The sequence below is a fragment of the Actinomadura sp. 21ATH genome (assembly GCF_041951345.1).
In the GTDB taxonomy this organism is placed as follows: Bacteria; Actinomycetota; Actinomycetes; order Streptosporangiales; family Streptosporangiaceae; genus Spirillospora.
Genome location: NZ_JBGNUR010000005.1, coordinates 21154 through 46107, shown reverse-complemented (window position 1 = coordinate 46107; position 24954 = coordinate 21154). Strand labels below are relative to the sequence as shown.

Annotated in this window: 21 protein-coding genes and 2 pseudogenes; 5 read left to right on the top strand and 18 right to left on the bottom strand. The window is 73.8% G+C overall.

The window, feature by feature from the left end:
* Positions 1 to 103: 103 nt before the first annotated feature.
* Both ACA361_RS17325 and ACA361_RS17320 read left to right on the top strand, forming a co-directional pair.
* Entirely contained in the window at positions 104 to 1285 is a 1182-nt protein-coding gene (locus ACA361_RS17325; RefSeq protein ID WP_375013018.1) for a geranylgeranyl reductase family protein, read from the top strand.
* A 79-nt stretch (positions 1286 to 1364) separates the two neighbouring features.
* Positions 1365 to 7580, top strand: coding sequence for an SDR family NAD(P)-dependent oxidoreductase (locus ACA361_RS17320; protein ID WP_375013017.1), 6216 nt, complete (start codon positions 1365 to 1367; stop codon positions 7578 to 7580).
* A gap of 126 nt (positions 7581 to 7706) precedes the next feature.
* Here ACA361_RS17320 and ACA361_RS17315 read toward each other — a convergent pair whose 3' ends face one another.
* From ACA361_RS17315 to ACA361_RS17265, 11 genes and pseudogenes are all read right to left on the bottom strand, one after another.
* The gene (locus ACA361_RS17315) at positions 7707 to 8579 is read right to left on the bottom strand and encodes a class I SAM-dependent methyltransferase (protein WP_375013016.1); all 873 of its coding nucleotides are present in this window, start codon (positions 8577 to 8579) and stop codon (positions 7707 to 7709) included.
* Between the two features lie 108 nt (positions 8580 to 8687).
* The gene (locus ACA361_RS17310; RefSeq protein ID WP_375013015.1) at positions 8688 to 9281 is read right to left on the bottom strand and encodes a helix-turn-helix domain-containing protein; all 594 of its coding nucleotides are present in this window, start codon (positions 9279 to 9281) and stop codon (positions 8688 to 8690) included.
* 80 nt (positions 9282 to 9361) lie between these two features.
* The gene (locus ACA361_RS17305) at positions 9362 to 10336 is read right to left on the bottom strand and encodes an ABC transporter substrate-binding protein (RefSeq protein WP_375013014.1); all 975 of its coding nucleotides are present in this window, start codon (positions 10334 to 10336) and stop codon (positions 9362 to 9364) included.
* Complete coding sequence (locus ACA361_RS17300; RefSeq protein WP_375013013.1) at positions 10333 to 11115, bottom strand: ABC transporter ATP-binding protein; 783 nt, start codon at positions 11113 to 11115, stop codon at positions 10333 to 10335. Before ACA361_RS17300 ends, ACA361_RS17305 begins: the two co-directional genes overlap by 4 nt.
* Positions 11116 to 11117: 2 nt before the next feature.
* Positions 11118 to 12212 carry a FecCD family ABC transporter permease gene (locus ACA361_RS17295; protein ID WP_375013012.1) on the bottom strand — a complete coding sequence of 365 codons (1095 nt, stop codon included), beginning with the start codon at positions 12210 to 12212 and terminating at the stop codon, positions 11118 to 11120.
* Between the two features lie 85 nt (positions 12213 to 12297).
* A complete protein-coding gene (locus ACA361_RS17290; protein ID WP_375013011.1) occupies positions 12298 to 13545 on the bottom strand; it encodes an MFS transporter in 1248 nt (415 codons plus the stop codon).
* Positions 13546 to 13701: 156 nt separating this feature from the next.
* A pseudogene (locus tag ACA361_RS17285) lies at positions 13702 to 14442 on the bottom strand (ABC transporter permease); the annotation flags it as partial.
* A gap of 96 nt (positions 14443 to 14538) precedes the next feature.
* Positions 14539 to 15462: pseudogene (locus ACA361_RS17280) on the bottom strand (ATP-binding cassette domain-containing protein); the annotation flags it as partial.
* A gap of 332 nt (positions 15463 to 15794) precedes the next feature.
* Positions 15795 to 16121 carry a DUF1048 domain-containing protein gene (locus ACA361_RS17275; protein WP_375013010.1) on the bottom strand — a complete coding sequence of 109 codons (327 nt, stop codon included), beginning with the start codon at positions 16119 to 16121 and terminating at the stop codon, positions 15795 to 15797.
* Position 16122: 1 nt separating this feature from the next.
* Positions 16123 to 16479 (bottom strand): DUF1048 domain-containing protein, encoded by a 357-nt coding sequence (locus tag ACA361_RS17270; protein ID WP_375013009.1) that lies wholly within the window; start codon positions 16477 to 16479, stop codon positions 16123 to 16125.
* Positions 16476 to 16805 carry a PadR family transcriptional regulator gene (locus ACA361_RS17265; RefSeq protein ID WP_375013008.1) on the bottom strand — a complete coding sequence of 110 codons (330 nt, stop codon included), beginning with the start codon at positions 16803 to 16805 and terminating at the stop codon, positions 16476 to 16478. Before ACA361_RS17265 ends, ACA361_RS17270 begins: the two co-directional genes overlap by 4 nt.
* 182 nt (positions 16806 to 16987) lie before the next feature.
* On the opposite strand from ACA361_RS17265, the gene ACA361_RS17260 reads away from it, so the two are divergent.
* Together ACA361_RS17260 and ACA361_RS17255 are read left to right on the top strand one after the other, a co-directional pair.
* A complete protein-coding gene (locus ACA361_RS17260) occupies positions 16988 to 17650 on the top strand; it encodes a TetR/AcrR family transcriptional regulator (RefSeq protein ID WP_375013007.1) in 663 nt (220 codons plus the stop codon).
* 13 nt (positions 17651 to 17663) lie between these two features.
* Positions 17664 to 18569 (top strand): alpha/beta hydrolase, encoded by a 906-nt coding sequence (locus ACA361_RS17255; RefSeq protein WP_375013006.1) that lies wholly within the window; start codon positions 17664 to 17666, stop codon positions 18567 to 18569.
* A gap of 76 nt (positions 18570 to 18645) precedes the next feature.
* Here the strand turns inward: ACA361_RS17255 and ACA361_RS17250 are convergent, their stop codons facing one another.
* Both ACA361_RS17250 and ACA361_RS17245 read right to left on the bottom strand, forming a co-directional pair.
* A complete protein-coding gene (locus ACA361_RS17250) occupies positions 18646 to 19122 on the bottom strand; it encodes a nitroreductase family deazaflavin-dependent oxidoreductase (RefSeq protein ID WP_375013005.1) in 477 nt (158 codons plus the stop codon).
* A gap of 8 nt (positions 19123 to 19130) precedes the next feature.
* Positions 19131 to 19685 (bottom strand): TetR/AcrR family transcriptional regulator, encoded by a 555-nt coding sequence (locus tag ACA361_RS17245; RefSeq protein ID WP_375013004.1) that lies wholly within the window; start codon positions 19683 to 19685, stop codon positions 19131 to 19133.
* Positions 19686 to 19911: 226 nt separating this feature from the next.
* Here ACA361_RS17245 and ACA361_RS17240 point away from each other — a divergent pair, with 226 nt between their 5' ends.
* Positions 19912 to 21033: a PP2C family protein-serine/threonine phosphatase gene (locus ACA361_RS17240; protein WP_375013003.1), complete on the top strand. Its 1122-nt coding sequence runs from the start codon at positions 19912 to 19914 to the stop codon at positions 21031 to 21033.
* Between the two features lie 175 nt (positions 21034 to 21208).
* On the opposite strand, the gene ACA361_RS17235 is transcribed toward ACA361_RS17240, so the two are convergent.
* The 5 genes from ACA361_RS17235 to ACA361_RS17215 all read right to left on the bottom strand — a co-directional run bounded on the left by ACA361_RS17235 (position 21209) and on the right by ACA361_RS17215 (position 24933).
* Positions 21209 to 21511: a hypothetical protein gene (locus tag ACA361_RS17235; protein ID WP_375013002.1), complete on the bottom strand. Its 303-nt coding sequence runs from the start codon at positions 21509 to 21511 to the stop codon at positions 21209 to 21211.
* A 234-nt stretch (positions 21512 to 21745) separates the two neighbouring features.
* A complete protein-coding gene (locus ACA361_RS17230) occupies positions 21746 to 22555 on the bottom strand; it encodes an ABC transporter ATP-binding protein (RefSeq protein ID WP_375013001.1) in 810 nt (269 codons plus the stop codon).
* Entirely contained in the window at positions 22552 to 23637 is a 1086-nt protein-coding gene (locus tag ACA361_RS17225; protein ID WP_375013551.1) for a FecCD family ABC transporter permease, read from the bottom strand. The genes ACA361_RS17230 and ACA361_RS17225 overlap by 4 nt, the downstream gene beginning before the upstream one ends.
* Positions 23638 to 23642: 5 nt before the next feature.
* On the bottom strand, positions 23643 to 24623 hold the full coding sequence (locus tag ACA361_RS17220) for an ABC transporter substrate-binding protein (RefSeq protein ID WP_375013000.1): 981 nt from the start codon (positions 24621 to 24623) through the stop codon (positions 23643 to 23645).
* A 4-nt stretch (positions 24624 to 24627) separates the two neighbouring features.
* Positions 24628 to 24933, bottom strand: coding sequence for a (2Fe-2S) ferredoxin domain-containing protein (locus tag ACA361_RS17215; RefSeq protein WP_375012999.1), 306 nt, complete (start codon positions 24931 to 24933; stop codon positions 24628 to 24630).
* Between the last annotated feature and the right edge of the window lie 21 nt (positions 24934 to 24954).

Sequence of the window (24954 nt, the reverse complement as noted above, 5' to 3'; positions counted from 1 at the left end):
TCATTGGGCCGACCGGCGGCCCGAGCAGCAAGCGTCCACGAACGGGACACCCGCAGTGCGCGCCTGCCATGCCTCGTCCAGCGGCGGAGAAGGAGGGCCCGGCATGAGCGCGGAACGGGTGGGCGGCGACGCGCGGGTCTGGGACGTCGTGGTCGTGGGAGCCGGCCCGGCCGGCACCAGCGCGGCCCGGGCCGCGGCGGAGGCGGGCTGCCGCGTGCTGCTCCTGGAACGCGCCAGGATGCCCCGCTACAAGACCTGCGGCGGCGGCCTCATCGGCCATTCCCAGGCCGCGCTGCCGGACGGCCTGAAGGTCGAGGTGCACGACACGATCGAGTCGTTCACCTTCACCCATGTCGGGCGGCGGCGGCGCACGCTCGCCACCTCCGGGCGGCGGCCCTGCCTCATGGTGTTCCGGGACGAGCTGGACGCCGCCCTGGCCGACGCCGCGGCCCGGATGGGCGCCGAGGTCCGCGACGGCGTCGCGCTGGCCGGCCTGGAGGAGGACGACCTCGTCACCGTGCGCACCTCGGCCGGGGAGGCCCTGCGGACGAGGGCGCTGATCGGAGCCGACGGCAGCGCGAGCCGGATCGCCCGCCATATCGGGGTGCGCTACGAGCAGACGGACCTGGCCCTGGAGGTGGAGGTGCCGGTCGGCGGCCGGGCCGCCGCCGGGTGGAGGGGCCGGGCGGAGTTCGAATGGGGGCCGCTGCCCGGCTCGTTCGGGTGGGTGTTCCCGAAGGCGGGCATCTGCACCGCCGGCGTGGTCGCCGCCCGCGGCCAGGGCGACGCCACCCGCGCCTACATGCGCGAGTTCCTGGCCAGGCAGGGGCTGGACGGCGCGACGCCGCTGCACGACACCGGTCATCTGACCCGGTGCCGCCATCCCGAGTCGCCGCTGGCCCGCGGCCGGATCATGGTGGCCGGGGACGCGGCCGGGCTGTGCGACCCATGGTCGCGGGAGGGCATCTCCTTCGCGCTGCGCTCGGGCGGCCGGGCGGGGACGGCGGCGGCGCGGATGGCGGGCGCCGACGCCGCCGGCGTCCGGCGGGCCGGCGCCGACTACACCCGCGCCGTCCGGGCCGACCTCGGCGCGGAGATGGCGGCCTCGCGCCAGGTGATGGACATCTTCCTGCGACGGCCCGGCGCGGTGCACGGAGCCCTGACCAGGGTGCCGCCGGTGTGGCGGATGTTCGACCGGTACATGCACGGCGAGACGACGATCCCGGCGCTGATGGCGCACCCGGCGGCCCGGCTGGCCGTACGGGCGGCCGGCCGGATCCTGTGACCACGCACCCGAGCACGCGCCGGGCGCCCGGCCGGCGGCCCGCCCTGACCTGAGCCAGCAGCGAGAAGGGGACCTTCTGGTGAGCCTGACCGAGACCGCCCACGCCCAGGTACCGGTGGCGATCGTGGGGGCGTCCTGCCGGGCGCCCGGCGGGGTGACCGACGCCGACGGGCTGTGGCGGCTGCTGCTGGACCGGCGCGACGCGGTCACCGGCTGCGACCCCGGCCTGCGCTGGCCGCGGCACGAGCGGGTGGTCCCCGCCGACCTGGCCGACCCCCGCGCGGTGCGGCACGGGGCGTTCCTGGACGGCATCGAGCTGTTCGACCCGGGCTTCTTCGGGATCCCGGTCAAGGAGGGGCCCAGCGTCGACCCCCAGCACCGGCTGCTGATGGAGACCACCTGGGAGGCGCTGGAGAACGCCGGCATCCCGCCCCGTTCCCTGGCGGGCTCGCAGACCGGCCTGTTCATCGGCATCTCGAACACCGACTACTCCCGGCGGTTCACCCTCGACGAGGTCGACATCTACCAGGGCATCTCCTCGATCCACTCGGGCGCGCCCGGCCGCATCTCCTACATCCTCGACGTCAACGGCCCGTCGATCGCGGTGGACGCGGCGTGCGCCTCGTCCCTGGTCGCCGTCCACCTGGCGTGCCGCTCGCTGCACTCCGGCGAGAGCGACCTGGCCGTGGCGGGCGGGGTGACCGTCCAGCTGGAATGGGCCGGCCTCATCGGCTTCGCGCGGGCCGGGGCGCTGTCGGCCGAGGGCCGCTGCGCGGCCTTCGACGCGGCCGCCGACGGTTTCGTCCGCGGCGAGGGCTGCGGCATGGTGGCCCTCAGGCGGCTCCCCGACGCCGTACGCGACGGGGACGCGATCCTCGGCGTGATCACGGGCACGGCCGTCAACCACGCCGGCCGCGTCCAGGGCATCACCCAGCCCTCGCGCGCAGCGCAGGAGGCGGCGATCGCCAAGGCGCTGCGCACCGCCGGCGCCGACCCGGGCGAGGTCGGGTACATCGAGGCGCACGGCACCGGCACGCCGGTCGGCGACCCGATCGAGTTCGCCGCGCTCAGCGGCGCCTACGGGGGCGCCGCCGGGCCGTGCGCGCTCGGCTCGATCAAGACCAACATCGGGCACGCGGAGAGCGCGGCGGGCGTGCTGGGGTTGATCAAGGCGGCCACGGCCGCGCGGACCGGCCACATCCCCGCGAACCTGCACTTCACCGAGTGGAACCCGGCCATCGACGCGGCCGGCACCCGCTTCTACGTCCCCACGGAGGGCGTCGACTGGGACGAGCCGTCCGGGCCGCGCCGCGCGGCCGTGTCCTCCTTCGGAGTGACCGGGACGAACGCGCACCTCATCGTGGAGGAGCCCCCGCCGCCCGCCCGCCCGGCCCCGGCACGCCCCTCCGTCACGGCCGGGACCCCGGGACGGCCGAGGCTGCGGCTGTTCGCGCTGTCGGCCGCCTCCGAGGGCGGCCTGGCGGCCACGAGCGCGCGGCTGGCCGACCACCTGGAGGCGGCCCGGCCCGCCGCACCGGACGTCGCCCACACGCTGGCCCTGCACCGGAGCCATCTGGCCCGCCGCGCCTGCGTGCTCGCCACCGGCACCGGCGAGCTGCTGGACGGCCTGCGCTCGCTGGCGGGCGGGCACCAGGACGGCACGGGCGACGACGCCCGGGTGATCAGCGGTGCGCCGCCGGCCCCGGGCATGCCGGTGTGGGTGTTCTCCGGGCACGGATCGCAGTGGGCCGGCATGGCGCGCGCCCTGCTGGACGACGACCCGGCGTTCACCGGCGTCATCGACCGGCTGGATCCGATCGTTTCCGCCGCGGCCGGGTTCTCGCTGCGGGCGGCGCTGGCGGCGGGCGAGTGCGGCGAGCGGATGGACGTCGTCCAGCCGCTGGTGTTCGCGGTGCAGACCGGCCTGGCGGCGATGTGGCGGCGGTGGGGCGTCCGGCCCGCCGCCGTGGTCGGCCACTCGATGGGGGAGGCAGCCGCCGCGGTCGCCGCGGGCATCCTGACGCCCGAGGACGGCATGCGCATCACCCTGGCCCGGTCCGCGATGCTGCAGCGGGTCGCCGGCGGCCGCATGGTGAGCGTCGCGCTGCCCGCCGAGCAGGTCGAAGCCGAGATCGAGCGGGTGCCGGGCGTCTCGGTGGCGGTCGTCACCGCGCCGTCGTCGACGGTCGTCGCGGGGCACGGCGACGCCGTGGCCGGGGTGGTGCGCGGCTGGCGGGAGCGCGGCGTCTTCTGCCGGCAGATCTCGGTCACGGTGGCGGCCCACTCGGCGCAGGTCGACCCCATCCTGGACGATCTCGCCCGGGAGGTGTCCTGGCTCGCCGGCGGGGAGCCGCGGGTGCCGTTCTACTCCACCAGCCAGGACCCGCGGCTGCCGGTCGTGTTCGACGCCGCGTACTGGGCGCGCAACCTGCGCGAACCCGTCCGATTCGACGTGGCGTGCCGGGCGCTGCTGGACGACGGGCACCGGTCGTTCGTGGAACTGTCCCCGCATCCGCTGCTGCTCGCGGCCGTGGAGGAGAGCGCCGCCGCGCTGGCCGCGCCCGTCGTCACCGCGCCGAGCCTGCTGCGCGACCAGGACGGCCGCGAGGCGATGTGCCGGGCCGCCGCCCGGCTGCACGTGGCCGGCACGCCGGTGGACCTGCGCGCCCTCAACGGCGACGGCGGGCGCGTCACCCTGCCGCCCACCGCGTTCGACCGGTCGCGGTTCTGGACCGAGGAGACCGGCGCGGGCCGCGGCGGCCGCGGCCACATGTGGCTGGGCGACCGGCTGGCCCTGCACGACCGGGACTCCGAGGACCGGACCCGGCACGTGTGGAGCGCCGATCTGGGCACCGGCCGCGTCCCCTGGCTCGCGCAGCACACCCTGCGCGGCAGCGCCGTGGTCCCGGGCGCCGCCTACGTCGAGCTGATGCTGGCCGCGACGGGCGAGCTGCTGGACGCCCCGACCGGCCGGCTGCGGATGACCGAGGTGGGCTTCGAACGGCTGCTCCCGCTGGCGGACTCGGTCCCGGTCCAGGTCACCGCCACCAGCGGCGGGCAGCGGGTCGCGGTGGAGATCTCCCATCGCGCCGGCGGGGCGTGGGAACGCGTCGCCCGGGCGGTGGTCGCCCAGGCCGCGGCGCCCCCGGCCGAGCGGCCGCCGCTCGTTCCGCCCGGCGGCGCCGAGCCGCCCGAGGGGCTGTACGAGGCGCTCGTGCGGATCGGCCTGGACACCGGCCCGGCGTTCCACTCCGTCACCGCCGTCGCCCCCGGCGGCGTACGGCGCGTGCGGGTGCCGGAGGAGGCCGTCGTGCGCGCGGGCGCCCCGCGCGTGCATCCCGTCCTGCTCGACGGGTGCATCCTGTCGGTGGCCATGGACCTCGCCACCGGCGACGCGGACCCCTCGGGCGAGGGACGTCCCTGGCTGCCGTCCCGGATCGGGTCGATCGTCCTGCCCGACGACCCCGGAACCATCGCGTGGACCCGCTGCGAGCTGCGCCGCGGCGAGGACGAGACCGCCACCGGACGCGCTGACCTGTACGCCGCCGACGGCCGGTGGGCGGGCGCGCTCGAAGGGCTGTACTTCGTCAGGAGCCCCCGGCCCCCCGCCGCCCAGGTCCTGAACGGCCGGCTCTTCGAGATCGCCTGGCGGGAGGCGCCGCCCCTCCCGGAACCGGCGGCGGACACCGGACGCTGGATCGTGGTCGGCGAGCCCGGGGACGACGACCGCACCGCCGAGCGCGTGGCCCAGGCCATGTCCGGCGACCCGTACCAGGTCATCCTCCACAAGCTGGACCCGTCCGGCGGCGCCGAGGACCTCGACACCGGCGCGGTGAACGTCGTGTGGTGCGCCACCGGCGCCCTCGACGGGCTGGAGAGGGTCGACCGGATCCTCGCGCTCCTGCGCGCCGGCGAGCAGGCGCCGCCGCGGCTGTGGCTGGCCAGCACCCGGGCGCGGCACGTGTTCGAGGACGATCCGGTGGACCCCGACGTGTGCGCGCTGCGCGGCCTGCTGCGGGTCGCCTCGTTCGAGCATCTCGGCACCGCCGTCGGCTGGGTGGACGCCGACACCGTCGCCGACCTGGCCGCGGAGGTGCTCGCCGGCGACGAGGAGACCGAGGTCGCCTGGCGGGACGGGCGGCGCCACGTGGCCCGGATCGTCCGCGCGCCCCTGGCGCCGCGGCCGCCCGACCCCGAACGGACCGTGGACCTCACCGCGGGGGAGGGGGAGTACACGCTCCCGCGCAGCGCGGACGGCGGCCTGGACGGGCTCCGCCCCGCCGCCACCGGCCAGGCGCCGCCCGTTCCGGGGCCGGGCCAGGTCCTGATCCGGACCGAGGCGTGCACCGTGCACTTCCGCGACGTCATGATCGCGCTGGGCGTCTACCCGGCCGAGGAGGGCGGGCCGCCCCCGCTCGGCTCGGACGCCACCGGCGTCGTGGCCGCCGTCGGCGACGGCGCCGGGCACCTGCGCGCCGGAGACCGCGTCACCGCGATCGTCCCCGGCGGCGGGACGATGGCCTCGCACTGCCTGGCCCGGGCGGAGCTGACCCTGCCGCTCCCGCCCGATGCCGACCCCGCCGCGTACGCTCCGCTCGCGCTGACGTACGGCAACGCCTGGCATTTCCTTCACGACGTCGGCCGGCTGGCCGCGGGCGAGACCGTCCTCGTCCACTCGGCCGCCGGCGGGACCGGGCTCGCCGCGGTCGCCGTGGCGCGCCTGCTCGGCGCGACCGTCCTGGCCACCGCGGGCACCGAGGCCAAGCGGCGGCACCTGAGCCGGCTGGGCGTGGAGCACGTCTTCGACTCGCGCGACCTCCGCTTCGCCGACCAGGTCCGCCAGGCCACCGGCGGCCGCGGCGTCGACGTCGTCCTGAACTCCCTGAGCGGCCCGGCCATGCACGCCTCCCTGGCGCTGCTGGCGCCGCGCGGCCGCTTCGTGGAGATCGGCAAGCGCGACCTCTACGACGGCACCCGGATGGACCTGAGCGACCTGCGCCGCGGCAACACCTACGCGGCCGTGGACATGGCGCTGACCGCCGCCGAACGTCCGGAGGTCCTTCGCGCGGCCGCCGAGCGGGCCCTCGCCGAGGTCGCCGCCGGGCGCCTGCCGCTGCTCCCCCTCGAAAGCCATCCGGTGGAAGACGCCGCCGCCGCGTTCAAGCGGCTGGCCTCCGGCGACCACATCGGGCGGGTCGTGCTGACCTTCCCCGAGCCGGGCCGGGACCTGCGCGTACGGGCGGCCCCGCGGGACGTGGTCCGCCCCGGCGGCGCGTACGTCATCACCGGCGCCACCAAGGGCGTGGGACTGGAGGCTGCGCGGTGGCTCGCGGGCGCCGGCGCCGGCCGGGTCGTCCTCGGCGGGCGCGGCCGGCCCGGCCCCCGCGAGAGCGAGGCCATCGCCGCCGTGCGCGCCGGCGGCTGCGAGGTGGAGCTGGTCCGCGGGGACATCGCCGACCCGGCCACCGCGGAACGCCTGGTCGCCGCCGCCGGCCCGGACCTGCGCGGCGTCCTGCACACCGCCGTGGTCCTCGACGACGCGCCCATGACCGACCTCACCCCGGACCGGGTCGCGTCCGTCTGGCATCCCAAGGTCACCGGCGCCAGGAACCTGCACCGGGCCACGGAGGGCATCGACCTGGACTGGTTCGTGATCTTCTCGTCCCTCTCCGCCATGATCGGCAATCTGGGGCAGGCCAACTACTCCGCCGCAGGGAACTGGGTGGACGCCTTCGCCCGGTGGCGCCACCGGCAGGGCCTGCCCACCCTGTCGGTGGACTGGGGCGCCTGGGGCGAGAGCGGCCGCGCCACCGACCTCGCCGAACGCGGCTTCGAGACCATCACCGACGCCGAGGGCTTCGCCGCGCTGGGCGAACTCATCAGGCACGGCCGGGTGAACACCGGGATGTTCCCGTACCAGCCCGACGTGATGGCCAGGTACTACCCCTACGGCGTCCAGGCTCCGCTGCTGTCCGAGGTCCAGACCCGGGCGGCCGGATCCGAGCAGGACATCGACACCGCCGCCGTCCACGGGCAGCCGTCCGGGCCGGCGCGCACCCAGCTGATCCAGACGATCGTCCTGCGCGGCCTCGCCACCCTGCTTGGCGCCGACCACGCGGCCATCCCCGCGCACGCCCACTTCACCGAGGTCGGCCTGGACTCGCTCATGGCCGTGGCCCTGACCCAGCGCCTCAACAACGCGCTGAACACGTCCCTCACCTCCGCCACGGCCTGGGCCAACCCCTCGGCGGCCGAACTGGCGGCCCACATCGACCGCTCCCTCACCCCGAACTGACCGGCGACCCCGTGTTCCGAGAGGGGGAACGGACGCCGGCGTACCGGGCCGGGCCGATCAGGCGAGCACGGGGGAGAGGGCCGTACTCGCCTTCCTGGAGATCGCGACCAGAACGCCGCGGGGGTGTCAGGTGCGGCGGGCGGCCCAGACGGTGCGCTCGGTGCGTACGGCGAGATCCTCGCGGCGCAGGAGGCTGTTCGGGCTGTCGGCGTCCAGGAGCTCGTCGAGTGCGGCGAGGTCCTCGGGGCTGAGAGCGGCCGCGACGGCGCCGCGGATGCGCTGCAGGCTGCCGTGGGCGTAGCGGCCGATCGCCTCGCTGCGCTTCCCCTCGATGTCGACGGTGACGGTGCGCTCGTCCTCGACGGTGAAGCCGGCGGCGGTCAGCATCGGGCCCCAGTCGGCGCCGCGGTGCGGAACGTGCTCGGCGTGGAGCTCGTCGGCCGCCGCGTGGGCGCGCTCTTCGAGGCCGGGCCGGCTCTCCGGGGCGTGGGCGGGGAGGAAACGGGGGAGGCCGGCGAGTTCCACGACGGCGAACAGGCCGCCGGGGGCGAGCAGTTCGCGGACGCTCCTGAGGGTGCGGTCGGGGTCGGCCATGTGGTGCATCGAGGCCGAGGCCCACACCAGGTCCGGCGTGCCGAGGTCGGGCCAGCGGCCGGCGTCGAGATCGGCCTGAACGGTCCGTACGTGCCCCTCGACACCGCGGGCGCATGCCTTCTCGCGTAGCAGCCGAAGGTGCTCGGCCGAGGTGTCGACGGCGGTGACATGCGCCTCGGGGAAGCGTTCGAGGAGGGCGAAGGTCCCCGCGCCGGTGCCGCAGCCGAGGTCCACGATCTGGCGCGGCTCGCGCTTCAGCGGCAGCCAGGCGGTGATGGACGCGATGTGCTCGGCGAGGACCTCGGCGTCCAGGTCGAGGATCTCCGCCTGGCCCTCGGCGCCGTGTTCCCGGTGGTGATCGTGCTGGGCGCCGTGGCGCGGGGCGTGCGGGTGTGCGTGGTTCATGCCTTCACGGTAGGACCGTCATGCGTCTAAAGCACAACCGCTTTCAGTTTAGGCAAGGCAATGGCCGGATGCGCTGCCCGGCGCGCAAGATGACGCCGCCGCGCACGGCTAGTCACAGGCGCCCTGAGCGTCGCGGTCGCCCTTCTCGCGCTGGTGGCCGCGGCGGGCGTCGCGGTCGAAGATGCCCAGGATCTCGCAGGGCCCGCCCTCGGAGCCGATGGCGTGGGGCATCATCGTCGGGAACTCGGCGGCCTGGTTGGTCTCGATGCGGAGGCGGCGGTGGCCGAGCATGAGGACCGCGGTGCCGGACAGGACGACGAGCCATTCGCGCCCGGCGTGGGCGCGCATGCGGGCCGGGTTGTCGGGCGGCGGCTCGGTCATGCGCTGGCGCACCACGCTCATCCCGGGATCGCCCTTGATGGGCCAGCGCATCAGGCCGTGGGCGCCGTCGATCATCGGGCTCGTGACGACGTCGTCGGCGGCGGTCTCCACGAGCTGGTCCAGCGTGGTGTCCAGGGCGCGGGCCAGGACGACCAGCTGGTCCAGCGCGAGGCGGCGCCGGCCGTTCTCGATGCGGCTCAGTGAGGACTGGCTGAGGTTGGCGCGGGACGCCAGTTCCTCCAGGGACCAGCCCTGCGCCACCCGCAGGGCGCGGATGCGCTTGCGCACGAGGCTGTCCAGCTCTCCATCGTCTTGCGCCATAGGCAACATCCTATGCCCTCGATGCAACGCCGGCCGCGCGTACCAGCAGTACCGCCTCTGCGGCCGTCCGCCCGGTTACGTCATCGGTCGAGGGAGTGGAGGTACTTCCCGAACTTCTCCAGGCCGTCGATGTTCCGCGGGCCGCTGATGCCCTCGTTGTAGTCGAGGATGAAGATGTTGTCCTTCTTGATGGCGGGCAGGTCGCGGGTGTGCGGTGACTTCCTGAGGAAGTCGATCTTCTTGGCGGCGGGCTGGTCGCCGTAGTCGAGGATCATGATGACCTCGGGCTGCGCCGAGGTGACGGCCTCCCAGCCGACCTGCGACCAGCGCTGCTGGAGGTGGTCGAAGACGTTGCGGCCGCCGGCGGTCCTGATGATGTCGGTGGGCGGCACCTGCGCCCCGGCGGTGAGCGGCTGGTCGGTGCCGGAGTCGTACAGGAACACCGGTACGGGGTCGCCCTTGGGGGCGGCGGCCCGGACGGCCTCGACCCGCTTCCTCAGGTCGGTGACGAGCCTGTCGGCCCGGTCCTCCACCCGGAAGATCCGGCCGAGCCGCTGGAGGTCGGTGAACAGGGCCTCGAACGGCGTGATCTTCTCGGGGTGGCCGGGGTAGTTGAAGCAGCTCTCGGCGTGCATGAAGCTCTGGACGCCGAGGCCGTCGAGGATCTGCGGCGTGATGCCGCGCTGCTGGCTGAACCCCGAGTTCCACCCGGCCACCACGAAGTCGGACTTGGCCTGGACGACGATCTCCTTGTTGAGCAGGTCGTCGCTGAGCATCCTGACCTTGGCGTACTCGGCCGCCCACGGGGATTCGGTGACCGGCGGATTGGCGGGCGGCATGACGTAGCCGTGGACGTGCTCGGTGAGGCCCAGGCTGAAGAGCTTGTCGGCGCTGCCGCCTTCGTAGGCGACCGCCCGCTTCGGCACCGAGTACTCGACGGTCTCCCCGCACCTCTTCACCTTGCGCTTGGCCGCGGCCGGATCGGATTCGACCTCCGCTCCGCAGGCGGTGAGGACCAGCATGGCGCCGGCGGCGGTCGCGAGGGCTCGCTTCATGGTGTGGGCCTTTCGGAGGGGAGGGAGTACAGCAGCTGGGGGGAGCCCGACAGCGGGTGCGGGACGACGGTGACCTCGACGCCGAAGACGCCGGCGACGGTCTCCGGGGTGAGAACGTTCCAAGGTGTCCCGGACTTGGCGAGCCGCCCCCGGGACAGGACGCCGATCCGGTCGCACACGGCCGCGGCGAGGTTGAGGTCGTGCAGGACGACCAGCACGGTGAGGCCGAGTTCCCGGAGCAGGGACAGCAGCTCGACCTGGTGCCGGACGTCGAGGTGGTTGGTCGGCTCGTCCAGCACCAGGATCCGCGGCTCCTGGACGAGTGCCCGCGCCAGGAGCACGCGCTGCCGTTCGCCGCCGGACAGGTGGAGGATGCCGCGCCCGGCCAGGTGGACGATGTCGAGGCGTTCCATGGCCCGCTCGCACAGTTCGCGCTCCCGGCCGGTGAGGGGCCGGTTGCCGCGCCCGTGGGGGATCCGGCCGAGCGCGACGACCTCCTCGACGGTGAAGTCGAGATCGACCGCGCCGTCCTGCGTCATCGCGGCGACGAGCCGGGCGCCGTGCCGCGGGGACAGCCCGGCGAGGTCTTCGCCGCCGAGGAGGACGGCGCCGGAGGTGGGGCGGAGGGCGCGGTAGACGCATCTGAGGGCGGTCGACTTGCCGCTCCCGTTCGGCCCGACCAGGCCGACGACCTGCCCGCTCGGCACCTCCAGCGACAGCTCGTGCACCAGGTTCCGGCCGTCGGTCGCCACCGTCAGCCCGTCCAGGACGAGATCCATCGTCAGCGCCCCCCGAACACGTAGGCGCGGCGGCGCATCAGCCCGATGAACACCGGCACACCGACCAGCGCCGTGATGGCGCCCAGCGGAAGCTCGCGCGGCGCGACCGCCGTCCGGGCCGCCAGGTCGACCCACACCATGAAGATCGCGCCGGTCAGCGGGGCCACCGCGAGGACGCGGGCGTGGACGGCGCCGACGACCATCCGGACCAGGTGCGGCATGACCAGCCCGACGAAGCCGATGGCCCCGCTCACCGCGACCATCACCCCGGTCATCAGGGAGACGATCAGCAGCAGCGTCCTGCGGTGCCGGTCCGGGCCGACGCCGAGGCTGGCGGCGGTCTCGTCGCCCAGCGCCAGCGCGTCCAGGACCCGCCCGTACCGGTGCAGGACGAGGACGCCCGCCAGCACGACCGCCGCCACGACGGGCAGCGAGCCCCAGGACGCGGCGCCGAAGCCGCCCATCGTCCAGTACAGGATCATGCTGCTGGCCTCGCCGTCCGGCGCGAAGTAGACGATCACGCTCATCAGCGCCTGGAAGCCGAGCCCCATCGCCACGCCCGTCAGCACCAGCCGCAGCGGCGACAGCGTCCCGCGGCCGGCCGCGGCGAGGTACACCAGCAGCGAGGCCGCCAGCGCGCCGGTGAACGCGCCGGCGGACATCGCGTACACGCCCAGTCCGGCCAGGCCGCCGGTGACGCTGACGCTCACCGCGCCGACGGACGCTCCGGACGAGACCCCCAGCACGAACGGGTCGGCGAGCGCGTTGCGGACCATCGCCTGGATCGCGACGCCCACCGCGCTGAGCCCGGCGCCGACGAGTGCCGCCAGCAGGACGCGCGGGGTCCGGATCGTCCACACGATCTGGTACGACGAGGCGTCGGCGGCGTCGACCGTCCCGCCGGTGAGGGCGGCCCAGAGGTAGCGCGCGGTCTCGCCGGGACCGATCACGGCCGCGCCGAGCCCGATGGCCACCACGATCGACACCGCCAGGAGGACCCCCAGCGCGCCGCACAGCAGCATCAGCCCGGAACGCCTCGCGACCCGTTCGCGCACGCCGGTACGGGCCGCGGGCGCGGAGAGCACGGTCGAGGACATGGCACCAATCCGAAAATGAAAACGATTATCGGTGCAGACCGTACCATGCCGTGATCACCGCGGTGAAGCGGGATCCGCGGCGCGCCTAATCGCTCGTGCGGGCGGCCGCAGCCGCGTTGGAGAAGCGGCGGGTGCCGGGCACCAGGGCGGCCAGGGCCGGGGCGAGGAAGCAGGCGGCGGCGCAGGCGCCGAGCACGGGTTCGGGGCCGAAGGCGTCCATGGCGGGCGCGATCAGGGCGAGCCCGAGCGGGGCCAGGCCGTACGACAGCAGGAAGTCCAGCGACGAGACGCGGGCGAGCTTGCCGGGGGCGACCTCGCGCTGGGTGGCGGTGAACCACGGGACGTTGAACAGCTCGATGCCGATGCCGGTCGCGACGTAGGCGGCGATGACCACCCACGGATCGACGGGCAGGAGCAGGCTGAGCGGGGCGACGCCGTACGCGCCGAGCGCGGCCAGCGCGCTCCAGCCCTGCGCGCGGGGCCGCCAGCGCGCGATGATCACGGCGCCGATCAGGGCGCCGGCGATGTAGGCGGTCGCGGCTCCGGCCAGGACCGCCTCGCTGCCGTAGCGGTCGCGGCTGACCACGGGGAGGGCGACCGCGGTGGCCGAGTAGCCGGTGGCGATGACGGCGGTCAGCGCGGCCAGCCCGGCCAAGAACCACGGGTGGCGGCGCGCCTCGGCCACGCCCTCGGTGAACTCGGCGAGGAAGCCCGGCCGCTCCCGTGCGATCGTGCCCGTCCTCCGCCCGGCCGGGGGAGCCAGCGCGGCCACCAGCCAGAGGGCGCCGATGACCAGGAGCAGCCCGCCCGCGTCGAGCACCGCCGCGAGCACGGCGGTCGCGGCGGGGCCCGCCAGCGTGGTCACCCGGACGGCCAGCGTCATCGCCGCGTTGGCCCGCTGCCGCCGCGCCGCGTCGACGACCTCGGCGGTCAGCGCCTGGAACGCCGGCCGGCACGCCCCCTGCCCGGCCCCCGCCACGGCGGCGGCCGCGGCCATGAGCGCCACCGACCGCCCGAGCCCGTACGCGATCACGGGAGTGGCGACGGCGGCGGTGAGCCCGGCCCACAGCACCATCTCGCGGCGCGACCGCCGGTCGGCGAGCACGCCGCCGACCGGGACCGCGGCCAGGAACCCGGCCGTCCGGGCGGCCAGCACGGCGCCCAGCGCGGACGCCGAGAGGGAGCGTTCCAGCACCGCCAGGCCGAGCACGAACGGCAGCGCCCACGTGGCCAGCCCGGAGGCCGTGTTGCCGGCCCACAACCGCAGGAACGCCGCGTCCCGCAGCATCGACCGGCCCTTACTGCTGTCTGCGGCGGACGGTGCTGTGGTCATGGCGTGCTGCTCCCGCGGTCGTGGGCTGTTCGCGCCGAAGGCGTCGGCCGGCGGGCGCGGCAATGATTATGGTTACAGTTATCACATTGCGGTGATCGCGCCCATAACGGCGATGAGAGCCGGTGTCCTGCGGCCTGAGCGCCGCGGGAGTGCGCGTCAGCGGCTGGGGTCGCGATCGAACAGCTTCATCGACCAGAGGAAGCCGACCAGGGTGATGCCCACCGACCAGGCGATGGCCTGGGAGGCGCTGGTGCCGATGGCCTCGCCCATCAGCAGGCCGCGCAGGGTCTCGATGGCGGGGGTGAACGGCTGGTACTCGGCGAACCAGCGCAGGGCGGTGGGCATGGAGTCGGTGGGAACGAAGCCGCTGCCGAAGAACGGCAGGAGCATCAGCAGCAGGGGCGCGTTGCTGGCGCCCTCGGGGTTCTTGGCGACCAGTCCGAGCGCGACCGCGAGCCAGGTCAGCGAGAAGACGAACAGCGCCAGGAAGGCCGCGGCGGCCAGCCACTCGGCGGGGGTGGCGTCGGGCCGGAAGCCGATCGCCAGGGCGACGAGGGTGACGACCACGATGCTGATCGCGATGGAGATCATGCTGCCGATGACGTGCCCGGTGAGGATCGACGAGCGGGAGATGGCCATGGTGCGGAAGCGGGCGACGATCCCCTCGGCCATGTCCATGGCCACCGAGATGGCGGTGCTGGTGGCGGCGCCGACGGTGGTCATCAGGATGATGCCGGGGGTGACGTAGTCGAGGTACTGGCCGCGGCCCCCGCCGCCGGCGAGTCCGTTGCCGAGCGTGCCGCCGAAGACGTACACGAACAGCAGCAGGAAGACGACCGGCATGCCGATGAGCTGCACCGTCATGGCCGGATAGCGGAGCATGTGCTTCAGGCGCCGGCGGATCATCGTCGCCGAGTCCGAAAGGAGGCGGGGGCGGACGGCGGTGGCGGTGCTCATCGGGCGGTGTCCTTGTCCTTGGGGTCGCCGGTGAGGGGTGAGGAAGACGTCGTCGAGGTCGGGGGTGTGGACGGCCAGGCCGGCGGGCTCGACGCCGGCGGCGTCCAGCCGGGCGAGCAGGTCGCGCAGCGAGGCGACACCGCCGTCGGAGGGGACCTGGAGGGTGAGCCGGTCGTCGTCGGAGGTGTCCAGGAACCCGGCGCCGAGCGCGTCGAGCGCGCCGGTGAGCGCGGTGCCGTCGGTGAAGCGCAGGGACACGTGGCCGCCGGGGATGAGCCGCTTGAGCTCGTCGGGGGCCCCTTCGGCGATCAGCGTCCCGCGGTCGAGCAGGGCGATGTGGTTGGCGAGGTGGTCGGCCTCCTCCAGGTACTGCGTCGTGAGGAAGATCGTGACTCCGCCGCCGGCGAGGTCGCGGACGATCTGCCACATGGTGCGGCGGCTGCGCGGGTCCAGGCCGGTGGTGGGCTCGTCCAGGAAGATGACGCGCGGGTCGCCGACCAGCGTCATCGCCAGATCCAGCCGGCGGGTCATCCCGCCCGAGTAGGTGGACGCCGGCTTCCCGGCGGCCTCGGTGAGGTCGAACCGCTCCAGCAGCCGCGCGGCGAGCCGGCGGCCCTCGCGCCGCCGCAGATGGTGCAGGTCGGCCATCAGCAGGAGGTTCTCCTCACCGCTGAGGAGCCGGTCCACGGCCGAGTACTGGCCGGTGACGCCGATGGACGCGCGGACGGCCTGGGGGTCGGTGGCCAGATCGTGGCCCGCCACCCGGACGTCGCCGCCGTCGGCGCCGATCAGCGTGGACAGGATCTGGACGGCGGTGGTCTTGCCGGCGCCGTTGGGGCCGAGCAGGGAGAAGATCGTTCCCTCGGCGACGGCCAGGTCGATGCCGTCGAGCACGACGTTGTCGCCGTAGGACTTGCGCAGTCCGGTGACCTCGATCGCCGGGGGTCTCGCGCTGGTCATGACGATGCTCCTTCGAAGCCGCGGACCAGCCGGCGAGGGCGGCGGTGCCGCCATGCCGAATGGGTCGCGCGGGTTTTGAGGCGCGGCGGTGCCGTCGCCGTCCGGGCAGGGGAATGAGGCCGCAACCGGCGGCGCTAGGGGAAGAGCGGCCGCCGGCGGCGGCGCTGAACGAGATGTCGATGCCGGCGTGATGGCCGGTCGCCGCGGTGACCGCGGTGGTGGCTTTCGGGGCGGACGGCCTGCGCGCTCGGCGGGCAGGGCCGACTGCGGTCAGCGGCCGATATTCTCCGGCTCGCCCGTGCAGGGATTCCGCCGGCGCCGGTGGGCGGGCGTCACTTCTCGGCCGTGCCGGATTTCCCGCTGACGGACTCCTGGTGGATCTCCGCGTAGGTGCGCGAGTCCTTGATCAGGTCGTCGCAGAAGGCGGCGACATCGTCGCCGATGAGTTCCAGGACTCCCCGGCCGGACGCGACGCCCTCTTCGAAGAAATCGAGCATGTCCGAGAGCAGAGTCCCTTCGAGCAGGTCGACCGGCCCGACCTTGAAGAGGTACTTCTGGATCTCCTTGTAGACGATCTGGTAGTCCGGCGGGAGCGCCTTGACGCGTGCCATGTGCGCCCGCCACTGCTTCTTGCCTTCGATGATGTCCCGGATGCCCATGTCAGCCTCCCAGCCGGCCCAGTTTCCTCGCGACGTTCCTGTTCAGCTGCTCGCGCCACCGGTCGCGATGGCTCCGGGCCCCTTCGCCGCCGGCCAGCGCCGCGCAGAAGCCCGCGACGTCGTCGCCCAGCACCTCGTCGACGCTCTGCCCTTCCGCCGCCGACTCTTCGAGCAGCCCCAGGGCACCGTCGAGGATGCGCATCAGGTTCCGGCCCGTGAAGTCCGAGTAGGGCATGAGATTCCCGACGATCTGCTCCCACGCCGCCCGGTGGTCGGCCGGCAGTGCTTCGGCCCGCGCCTGGAACGCCTTCCATTCCCTGGTGAGGTCGCTTCCCGTCACGGTCTCCCAGAACTTCATCCGCCGCCCTCCTTGAGCTTCTCGATGCGTGATGTGATGAACTCCCACTTCGCCCAGAACGTCGCGAGTTCTTCGCGTCCCGCGCTGTTGAGCACGTAGAACTTGCGCGGCGGTCCCTGCTCGGACGGTCGTTTCGTCACCTGGACGAGCCCGTTCTTCTCCAGCCGCTGCAGGATGGCGTAAACCGTCCCCTCGACGACATCGTGGAAGCCGAGTTCGTTCAGCCGGCGCGTGATGGCGTACCCGTAGGTCTCCTCGCTGCCGATGATCTCGAGCACGCAGCCTTCGAGCGTGCCCTTGAGCATCTCCGTCAACTGCTTGTCCATGAACCCCCTCCCAGCTACTCAGTGGCGCTGACTACCGGTACAAAGTAACACTGACTACCGGTACTTAGCAAGACTGACTAGTCGACCGGTGTGGCGACGCCGGCGGGCCGCGTAGGGGCTATAAATGCGAAAAAATTCGTGTTAGGTTGTGATCCAGGTCATAGAAACCGGGACGGTGCCGTATGGGCGAGATGCCGCAGGCGATCGGAGCGGTGCGTCCCGGTGGCCGGACGGCGCGTACCCGCGGCGCGGTGCTGGAGGCGACCCGCGCCGAGATGGAGGAGGCCGGTTACGCCGGGCTCACCCTGGAACGCGTGGCCGAGCGTTCAGGAGTGCACGTGGCCACGCTGTACCGGCGGTGGCGCAACGTCGAGGGCCTGGTCATCGACCTGCTGGGGGAGCTGGGCAAGACCGAGATCCCGATTCCCGACACCGGCTCCTTCGAGAACGACCTGCGCGCCCTCGCCCTGGAGATCGCCGCTCTCTACCGGCAGCCCGGGCATCGCGCCCTCGTCGAGGGTGTGATCGCCGCCGCCCTCCGCTCGCCGGAGGCGTCCGCCGCCTGGGCGGCGGTGATGGCAGAGCGCAACCGGCTCGCGTCGGAGATCGTGGAGCGGGCCGTACGGCGCGGCGAACTCCCCCCGGAGACCGACGGCATCGCGGTCATCAACGCCGTCGGCGCCCCCGTCTACTACCGAATGCTCGTCGTACGCGGGGAGGTCGACGACGCCCTCGCCGAGACCGCCGCCGCCACCGTCCACGCGGGCGCCCTGAACGGCGCCTTCACCCGCCCGCAAAGCCGACCACGGCTCCGTGACGCGCAGGGAGAACCTCCTCGCACCTAGAAAGGACCGGCGCATGCGACAGGACATCGAGTTCACCTCGGCCGGAACGACCCTCCGCGGATGGTTCCACACCCCCGACGGCACGCCCGGCCCGTACCCGGCCGTGGTGGTGACCCACGGCTTCGGGGCGGTCAAGGAGCAGTACACCGACGACATCGCCGAAGCGCTCGCCGCGGCCGGGTTCGCGGTGGTCCTCTACGACCACGCCTGCTTCGGCGCCAGCGACGGCGAACCCCGCCAGGAGGCCGATCCGTGGACGCAGATCCAGGGGTACCGGGACGCCATCACCTTCCTGTGCACGCGTCCAGAAGTGGACTCCGGCCGCATCGGGGTGTTCGGCTCGAGCTACTCGGGCGGTCACGTGCTCGTCGTGGCCGCCGTGGACCGGCGGGTCAAGGCCGTCTACTCCCAGGTGCCCGTCATCAGCGGCGGGACGACCCTGTCCCGGTTCATCCCCAGCGAAGGGCTAGCCGAAGTGCGCAGGTCCTTCGACGCCGACCGGCTCGCCCGCTTCGCCGGCGAACCTCCCGCGATGATCCCGCTGATCACCGCCACGCCCGGGGAGCCCGCCGCGCTGGCGGACCGGCAGACCTACGAGTGGTACCGGTCGATCCCGCCCGAGCGGCTGGAGACCTGGCGCAACGAGGTGACCCTGCGCTCGGTGGAGGCGATCTCCGGCTACGAACCCGGTGACTACATCTCCCGCATCTCGCCGACGCCGCTGCTGCTGGTCGTCGCCCAGAACGACATCCTCACCCACAGCGACCTGGCCTTCGCCGCGTACGAACGAGCCCTGCACCCCAAGCGGCTCGTCACCCTCCCGGGCGGCCACTTCGTCGTCTACGGCGAGCAGTTCAAGAGGTGCCTCGACCTCATGACCGAGTTCTTCCTCCAGCACCTGGGCCCGGCGGCCGGCTGACTCCCGAAGGCCGGCCCGGCACCGGGGCGGCGGCCGCGGCAGCGCCGCCGCCCCGGTGCCGGCCGTCTCCACGCCCTCAAACGCGGGGGACGAGGCGGACGAACGGGATGCGGAGCCCCACGGCCCGGAAGTCCTCCTCCGATCCGTCGACCGAGTACCCCATCAGCCGCGGGAGCAGACGTTTCGCCAGGAAGCGATGCCGGGACGCGTACCGGCCGAAGACCTCCGCGCCCGCCTCCGCGCCGAGCGGCTCGGCCGTCACGGGCACGACCCGCCCGCCGACCTGCACGACCACGTCCGGCTTCTGCTCGATGTTGCGGTACCACGCCGACTTCCGCCCGAACCCCGACGCGACCACGTAGCCGCCCGCGTCCCGCGACACGACCTCCAGCACCACCTGCCGCCGCTTCCCGGTGACCCTGCCGACATGGTGCAGCACCAGGATCCGGTGGCCGAACACCCAGCCGAACCCCCACCGGTAGGCGTGCAGCGGCAGCCGGAAGAGCCACCGGCCGATCCCCTTCGGCGGATCCACCCGCCTGACGATCTCCATGGTCCTCCTCACCCGACCAGCCTGCGCAGGACCTCCGCGGTGCCGTCCGGTGCCGGGGCCAGCGCCCGGTGCAGCACCAGACCGTCGATCACCGCCATCACGGCCGCCGCGGTCCGCTCCGGGGACGGGACGCCCTGCTCGTCGAAGCGCCGAGCCAGCTCGTTCCGGAACTCCAGGAAGGCCCCGGCGATCGCCTCGCGCAGCGGCTCGTCGCGCGCGGCGGCCAGGAACGCCTCCATGAACAGCAGCAGCCCCGGCTCCTCCCCGGCGGAACGCTCGACCGAGGCGAGCAGCGCCTCCACGACCTCGGCGGGGGAGCCGGCGGCATCGAGCAGCGGCCGCAGGCCGGCGGTGAAGTCGCGCATAGCCGCGGTCACGGCCTCGTTCAGCAACGCGTTCACGGAGGGGTAGTGGTAGTGCACCACGCTGGGCGTCACCCCCGCCCGCTCGGCGAGGATCCGCGTGCTCACCGCGGTCCAGCCGCGCTCGGGGATCAGCTCGGCCGCGGCCTGGAGCAGCCGCCGCCGTACCTCGCGTCCGCGCTCGGCCGCCGGAGAGACCACCCTGCCGCCTCCATCCTGAACAGTCGCCCTGTACGACTGCCCTATCAAGGTAGGCCCAGAGCCCCGGCGATCGCAAGCCGCCCGCACGCCTCCCCGGAAAGGACCCGTCCGATCGCCGTGCGGGGCGGCTCGGCCGGATCCGGCTGGAAGTGCCGATCCTGGGACTGTGCGCAGCCGGCTGATTACCGTTTCCGGGTAGCAGTCGTGTTCAGAGGGCGGTCCGAAGGTGCACATCCTGGTCAGGCGAGTCGGCGTTCCCGAAGCGGCGGCGACGGCCGTGGCGCTGGTCATCGCCGGGCTGGACGCCATCGTGGGCACGGACCGTTCGGTACTGCCGCTCTATGTCCTGGTGCCGGTGCTGGCGGTCTCGGGGCGGGCGGACGCGCGCCGGCCGTTGTGGGTGGCCGGAGCGACCGTCATGCTGGCCGCGACACTCGGATTCCCGAACTGGCAGATCAGGCCGCTGTCGATGGGCTCGATGCTGGTCGGCGTCGTGGCCATGGGGGCCGTCGCCTCGGCCGGTGTGCGCCTGTTCCAGAGGCAGAGCCGGGTGCTGGACGACGTCCAGGAGAACTCCAGGTCCGCCCGGCAGATGATGAAGCGGATCATCCAGCGGCCCGTACCGGAGCGGGTCCGCTCGCTGCGCACGGAGGTCAGGTATCTGGGGCCGGCGGACGCCCGGATGCCGGCCGACATGTGCTCGGTCGAGGACACGCCCTTCGGAGTGCGGATGCTCGTGGGAGACGTGGCCGGCCGGGGCGGTGCGGCCTTCGGCATCAGCACCGAGGTCAGTTGCGCGTTCCGGGGCGGAGCCTGGACGGAGGAGCGGCTGCCGCTGCTGGCGGCCCACCTGCAGGGCGTGCTGGCCCGGTCCTCTCCGGAGGAGGGAATCGTCACGGCCCTGTTCGTCCAGGTCTCGGGTCCGGTGGTCAGCCTGCTCAGCTGCGGGCATCCGCCGCCGGTGCTGCTGCGGCCGGCCGGGGCGGCCGAGGTGGAGATGCGGCCCTCACCGCCGCTGGGCCTGCTGCACCTCGGCGACGGCCGCCTTGACGTGCAGCAGATCAGGCTGGACGGTGCGGACCGGCTGCTGCTGTACACCGACGGGGTCACCGGCGCGCGGGACGAGGAGGGGAGACCGTTCCCGCTCGCGGCGCGGGCGGCGGCGCTGGCCGGCGAGCAGGACCCGGGAGCGTTCCTCGACGCGTTGCGCGACGACCTCCTCCGGCACACCGGCGGCCGGCCGACGGACGACGCCGTGCTCCTCCTCGTCCAGATGGATCAGGCCGCTACGGCGCCCGTGGCGTCGCGCGCGTTGTCGGCGACCGCTCCTGCCCGTCCGCGAGCCTAGAGACACGCGCCGCAAAGCCCGTCCGACCCCATGCACATCAAGAGTGAGGGTCCTGGACGAGAGGTGAAGGACGCCGGGCGGCGCGGTGACAGGGCACCGCGGCGGGCCCGGCGGCCCGCGTCGCCCCAGGAGCGCCGGATCGGCGGTTCAGGAAGGGATCAGGATCGGATGCCGATCAGGCGGCCGTACCCGGGACGCACGACGCCACAGGAGGACCGCGCCGCACCACGGCGTACCGCAGCACGGCGCGCGCCGGCGCGCGCTCATCGGCGCGCGTGCGCGAGAACGGGCGGGGCCCGGCGGCAGCCGTCCCGGCCGTGAGATAGAGCAGGAACAGCAGCGGACGCAGCACCCGGCCGGCCAGCTGCCGGCCCAGGGCGCACAGCCGAGCCTCACCCCACTCCAGCCAGGCCGAGGTCAGCAGCACGCTCACCGCGTGCATCAGCAGCATCCCCAGGCCCGGAGGGCCGTGATCCATCGCCTCCAGGCCACCACCTCGTGCCCGTCCCGCTCGTACACGTGTCGTCGTACGCAGCACGTGCCCGCGGAGTTCACCGTCCGCCGGCGACGGCCGGGACGGACATGCCCGGCGGAGCCGCTCACCCGGCGCGCGGCCGACGAGGACGCCGTGCGCGACCGCGCGGAACGGGGCGGGGGACCGCAGCCGGGCGGCGCACGCGTCGATCCGCTCCGGAAGGCCGGTGGCGTAGCGTCATCGGCCTTCCTCCCGCCGCTCGGCGTCGCGTTCGGGAAGGACGGTGATCTGCTGGAAGCCGGTACGCGGGTGTGCGGCCACCTCGGCGTCCACGCGGTAGACCCGGGCCAGCAATGCGGGCGTGAGCACCTCGGCGGGCGTCCCGTCGGCGACCAGGCGGCCGCCGTCCAGGACGCAGAGGCGGTCGCAGTGGGCGGCGGCGAGGTTGAGGTCGTGCAGCGCGACGATCGTGGTGGCCTCCAGGCGGCGGACCAGCCGGAGAGCGTCGATCTGGTGGCGCAGGTCGAGATGGTTGGTGGGTTCGTCCAGGACGAGGGTCCCGGTCCGTTGGGCGAGGGCGCGGGCGATCAGGACGCGCTGCTTCTCGCCGCCCGACAGCCGGTCGAACGGGGCGTCCACCAGGTGCGCGGCCTCCATCTCGGCGAGCGCGGCGGTGATGAGGCCGCGGTCGGCCGCGTCGTCGCCCTGGAAGGCGCGCTTGTGCGGGGTACGGCCCATCGCCACCACGTCGTAGACGGTCAGCTCGAAGTCGCCGGCGGAGTCCTGGAGGACGGCGGCCAGCCGCCGCGCGAGGCGTTTGCCCGGCATGCGCCAGATGTCGTCGCCGTCCAGGAGGACGCGTCCGGAGGTGGGACGCAGCGCGCGGTAGAAGGTGCGCAGCAGCGTCGACTTGCCCGCGCCGTTGGGACCCACCAGCCCCACGACCTCCCCGGGCGCCACCTCCAGCGAGACGTTCTCCACCAGGGGACGGCCTCCCGCCACGACCGTCACCTCCTCGGCCCGCAACGTCTCGGGCCCGCCGGTCACCGGGCCGCCTTCCGCCGCATCAGGAACAGGAAGAACGGTCCGCCGACCAGGGCGGTGAGGATGCCCACCGGGATCTCCTCGGGGCTGATCAGGGTGCGGGCGACCAGGTCGGCGGAGACCAGGAAGGCCGCGCCGAGCAGCGCGGCGGCGGGCAGCGCGCGGCGGTGGTCGGCGCCCACCAGCAGCCGCACCACATGCGGCATGATCAGGCCGACGAAGCCGATCGAGCCGCTGACCGCGACGACCGTCCCGACCATGAGGGCGACCAGCACGAACATGGCGGCGCGGAAGCGGTGCACGTCCAGGCCCAGCGCGGCGGCGGCCTCCTCTCCGGCCAGCAGCAGGTTGAGCGGCCGGGACAGGCCCAGCAGGACGGCCGTGCCGGCGAGTACGGCGGCCGCCGGGATCCACAGCACCGTCCAGGTGGTGCCGGCCAGCCCGCCGAGCGTCCAGCGCAGCGCCGCCTCGGCGCCGTGCGGATCATCGGAGGTGATGACCAGGTAGCTGGCCACCGCCGACAGGACCTCGGCGGTGGTGACGCCCGCCAGCACCAGCCGTACCGTGGTCATCCGCCCGCCGGCCCGGGCCAGGAAGTACACCAGGACCAGCGCCAGCAGCGCCCCGGTGAACGCGGCCAGCGGCAGCGAGAACGCCCCGAACCAGGACACGTGCAGCACCACGACCAGGACCGCCCCGACCGTCGCGCCGGACGAGACCCCCAGCAGCATGGGATCGGCGAGCGGGTTGCGCACCAGCGCCTGGAGCGCCATGCCGCACACCGACAGGCCCGCGCCGACGACCGCGCACAGCAGGACGCGGGGGAGCCGGACGTCCAGCACGATCGTCGCGCGGACGGGCGTCCAGTCGGGGGCGGCCAGTGCGGGATGGATCCGATGCAGGAGGATGCCCCAGACCTGGTCGGGCGGGACCCGTACCGACCCGGCGGCGATCCCGGCCGTCGCCGCCGCCAGCACCAGCGCGACCAGCGCCGCCAGCACCAGCGCGTAGGGGACGCGCCGCCGGGACCGGGGCGCGCCCGCGCCGTCCGTGGCCGGGGCGCCGGCGGCGCGCGGTTCGGCCAGGTCGGTCACCTGAAGCGGTCCGGGTGCAGCTGCCGGGCCAGCGAGTCGACCGCGGCCGCCACCCGCACGCCGGTGACCGTGGACGACAGCGGCAGTGTCGCGAACCGCTCGTTCTCGATGGCGGGGACGTCCTTGAGCGCCGGGTTGCCCAGCAGGAACCTCTTCTTGTCCTCGGCGGACCGGTCGCCGTAGTCGTAGATGAGGATCACGTCGGGTGCGCGCTCGGCGAACTGCTCGAACGAGACGTCCCCGTAGGGCTTGTCCACGTCGGCGAACAGGTTGGTGCCGCCGGCCAGGCGGATCATCTCGTTGCCGATCCCGGCGCCGCCCGCCGTGAACACCGTCTTCTCGCCGCTGTCGTAGACGGCCACCTTGACCGGGGAGACGCCCGACAGCCTGCCCCTGACGCCGTCCAGGACGGCGCGCAGCGAGGCGATCCGCCGGTCGGCCCGGTCCGGGACGCCGAAGATCTTGGCGAGGGTCCGGAGCTCTTCCTCGACGGTGGCCATGGTGACCGGCCCCTCGGGGCACTCCTCGCCGTTGAGGTGGGTGTCGATCCCGGCCTTCTTCAGCGCGGCCCGGGAGCGCCCTTCCTTCTCCTCGAAGGCGCTCTTCCAGCCGCCGTAGACGAAGTCGGGCTCGGCCGCCAGCAGGGTCTCGAACGAGGGGTACTCCTTGGAGATCACCTTCACCCGGCCGTAGGCGGCCTGGAACTCCGGCAGCACCCTGTCGTCGAGGTATCCGGTGCCCACCATCGACTTCTCCAGCCCGAGCGCCAGCATCACCTCGGTCGCGTGCTGGTTCAGCGACACCGCGCGCTGCGGCGGCCGCTGGTACGTCGTGGTCACCCCGCAGCTGGCCACCGTCACCGGAAACCCGGACGGCGGCGCGCCCCCCGGCCCGGCGGTGGCGCGCTCCGTACCGCCACCGCATCCCGCCACCAGCAGCACCGCCGCCAGCACCACGCCGGGGCGCATGCGGATCATGACATCACCTCTCACGGTACGAACCGGCCGCCGGACGTCGCGGCGGCGTGAAGGAGTACAGGTCCAGAACGGCGGGAGGCTCGGCGAGCCCGGGACCGCCGGCGCGCACCCAGGCGACGATGTCCTCTGTGGCCGCGGAGTCGTTCACCAGCCCCAGCCACACCGGCCGCGCGCCCCGCGCGCGGCCGGCGGACGAGGGCTGCACGACGATGACGTTGGCCCGCTCGCACACGTCCAGGCAGTGCGAGACACGGACCGGGACGGCCTCGGTCAGCCGCGCCAGCTGGTCGTCGTGATCGATGCCGGTCACCTTGGGACGGCCGCAGCAGCA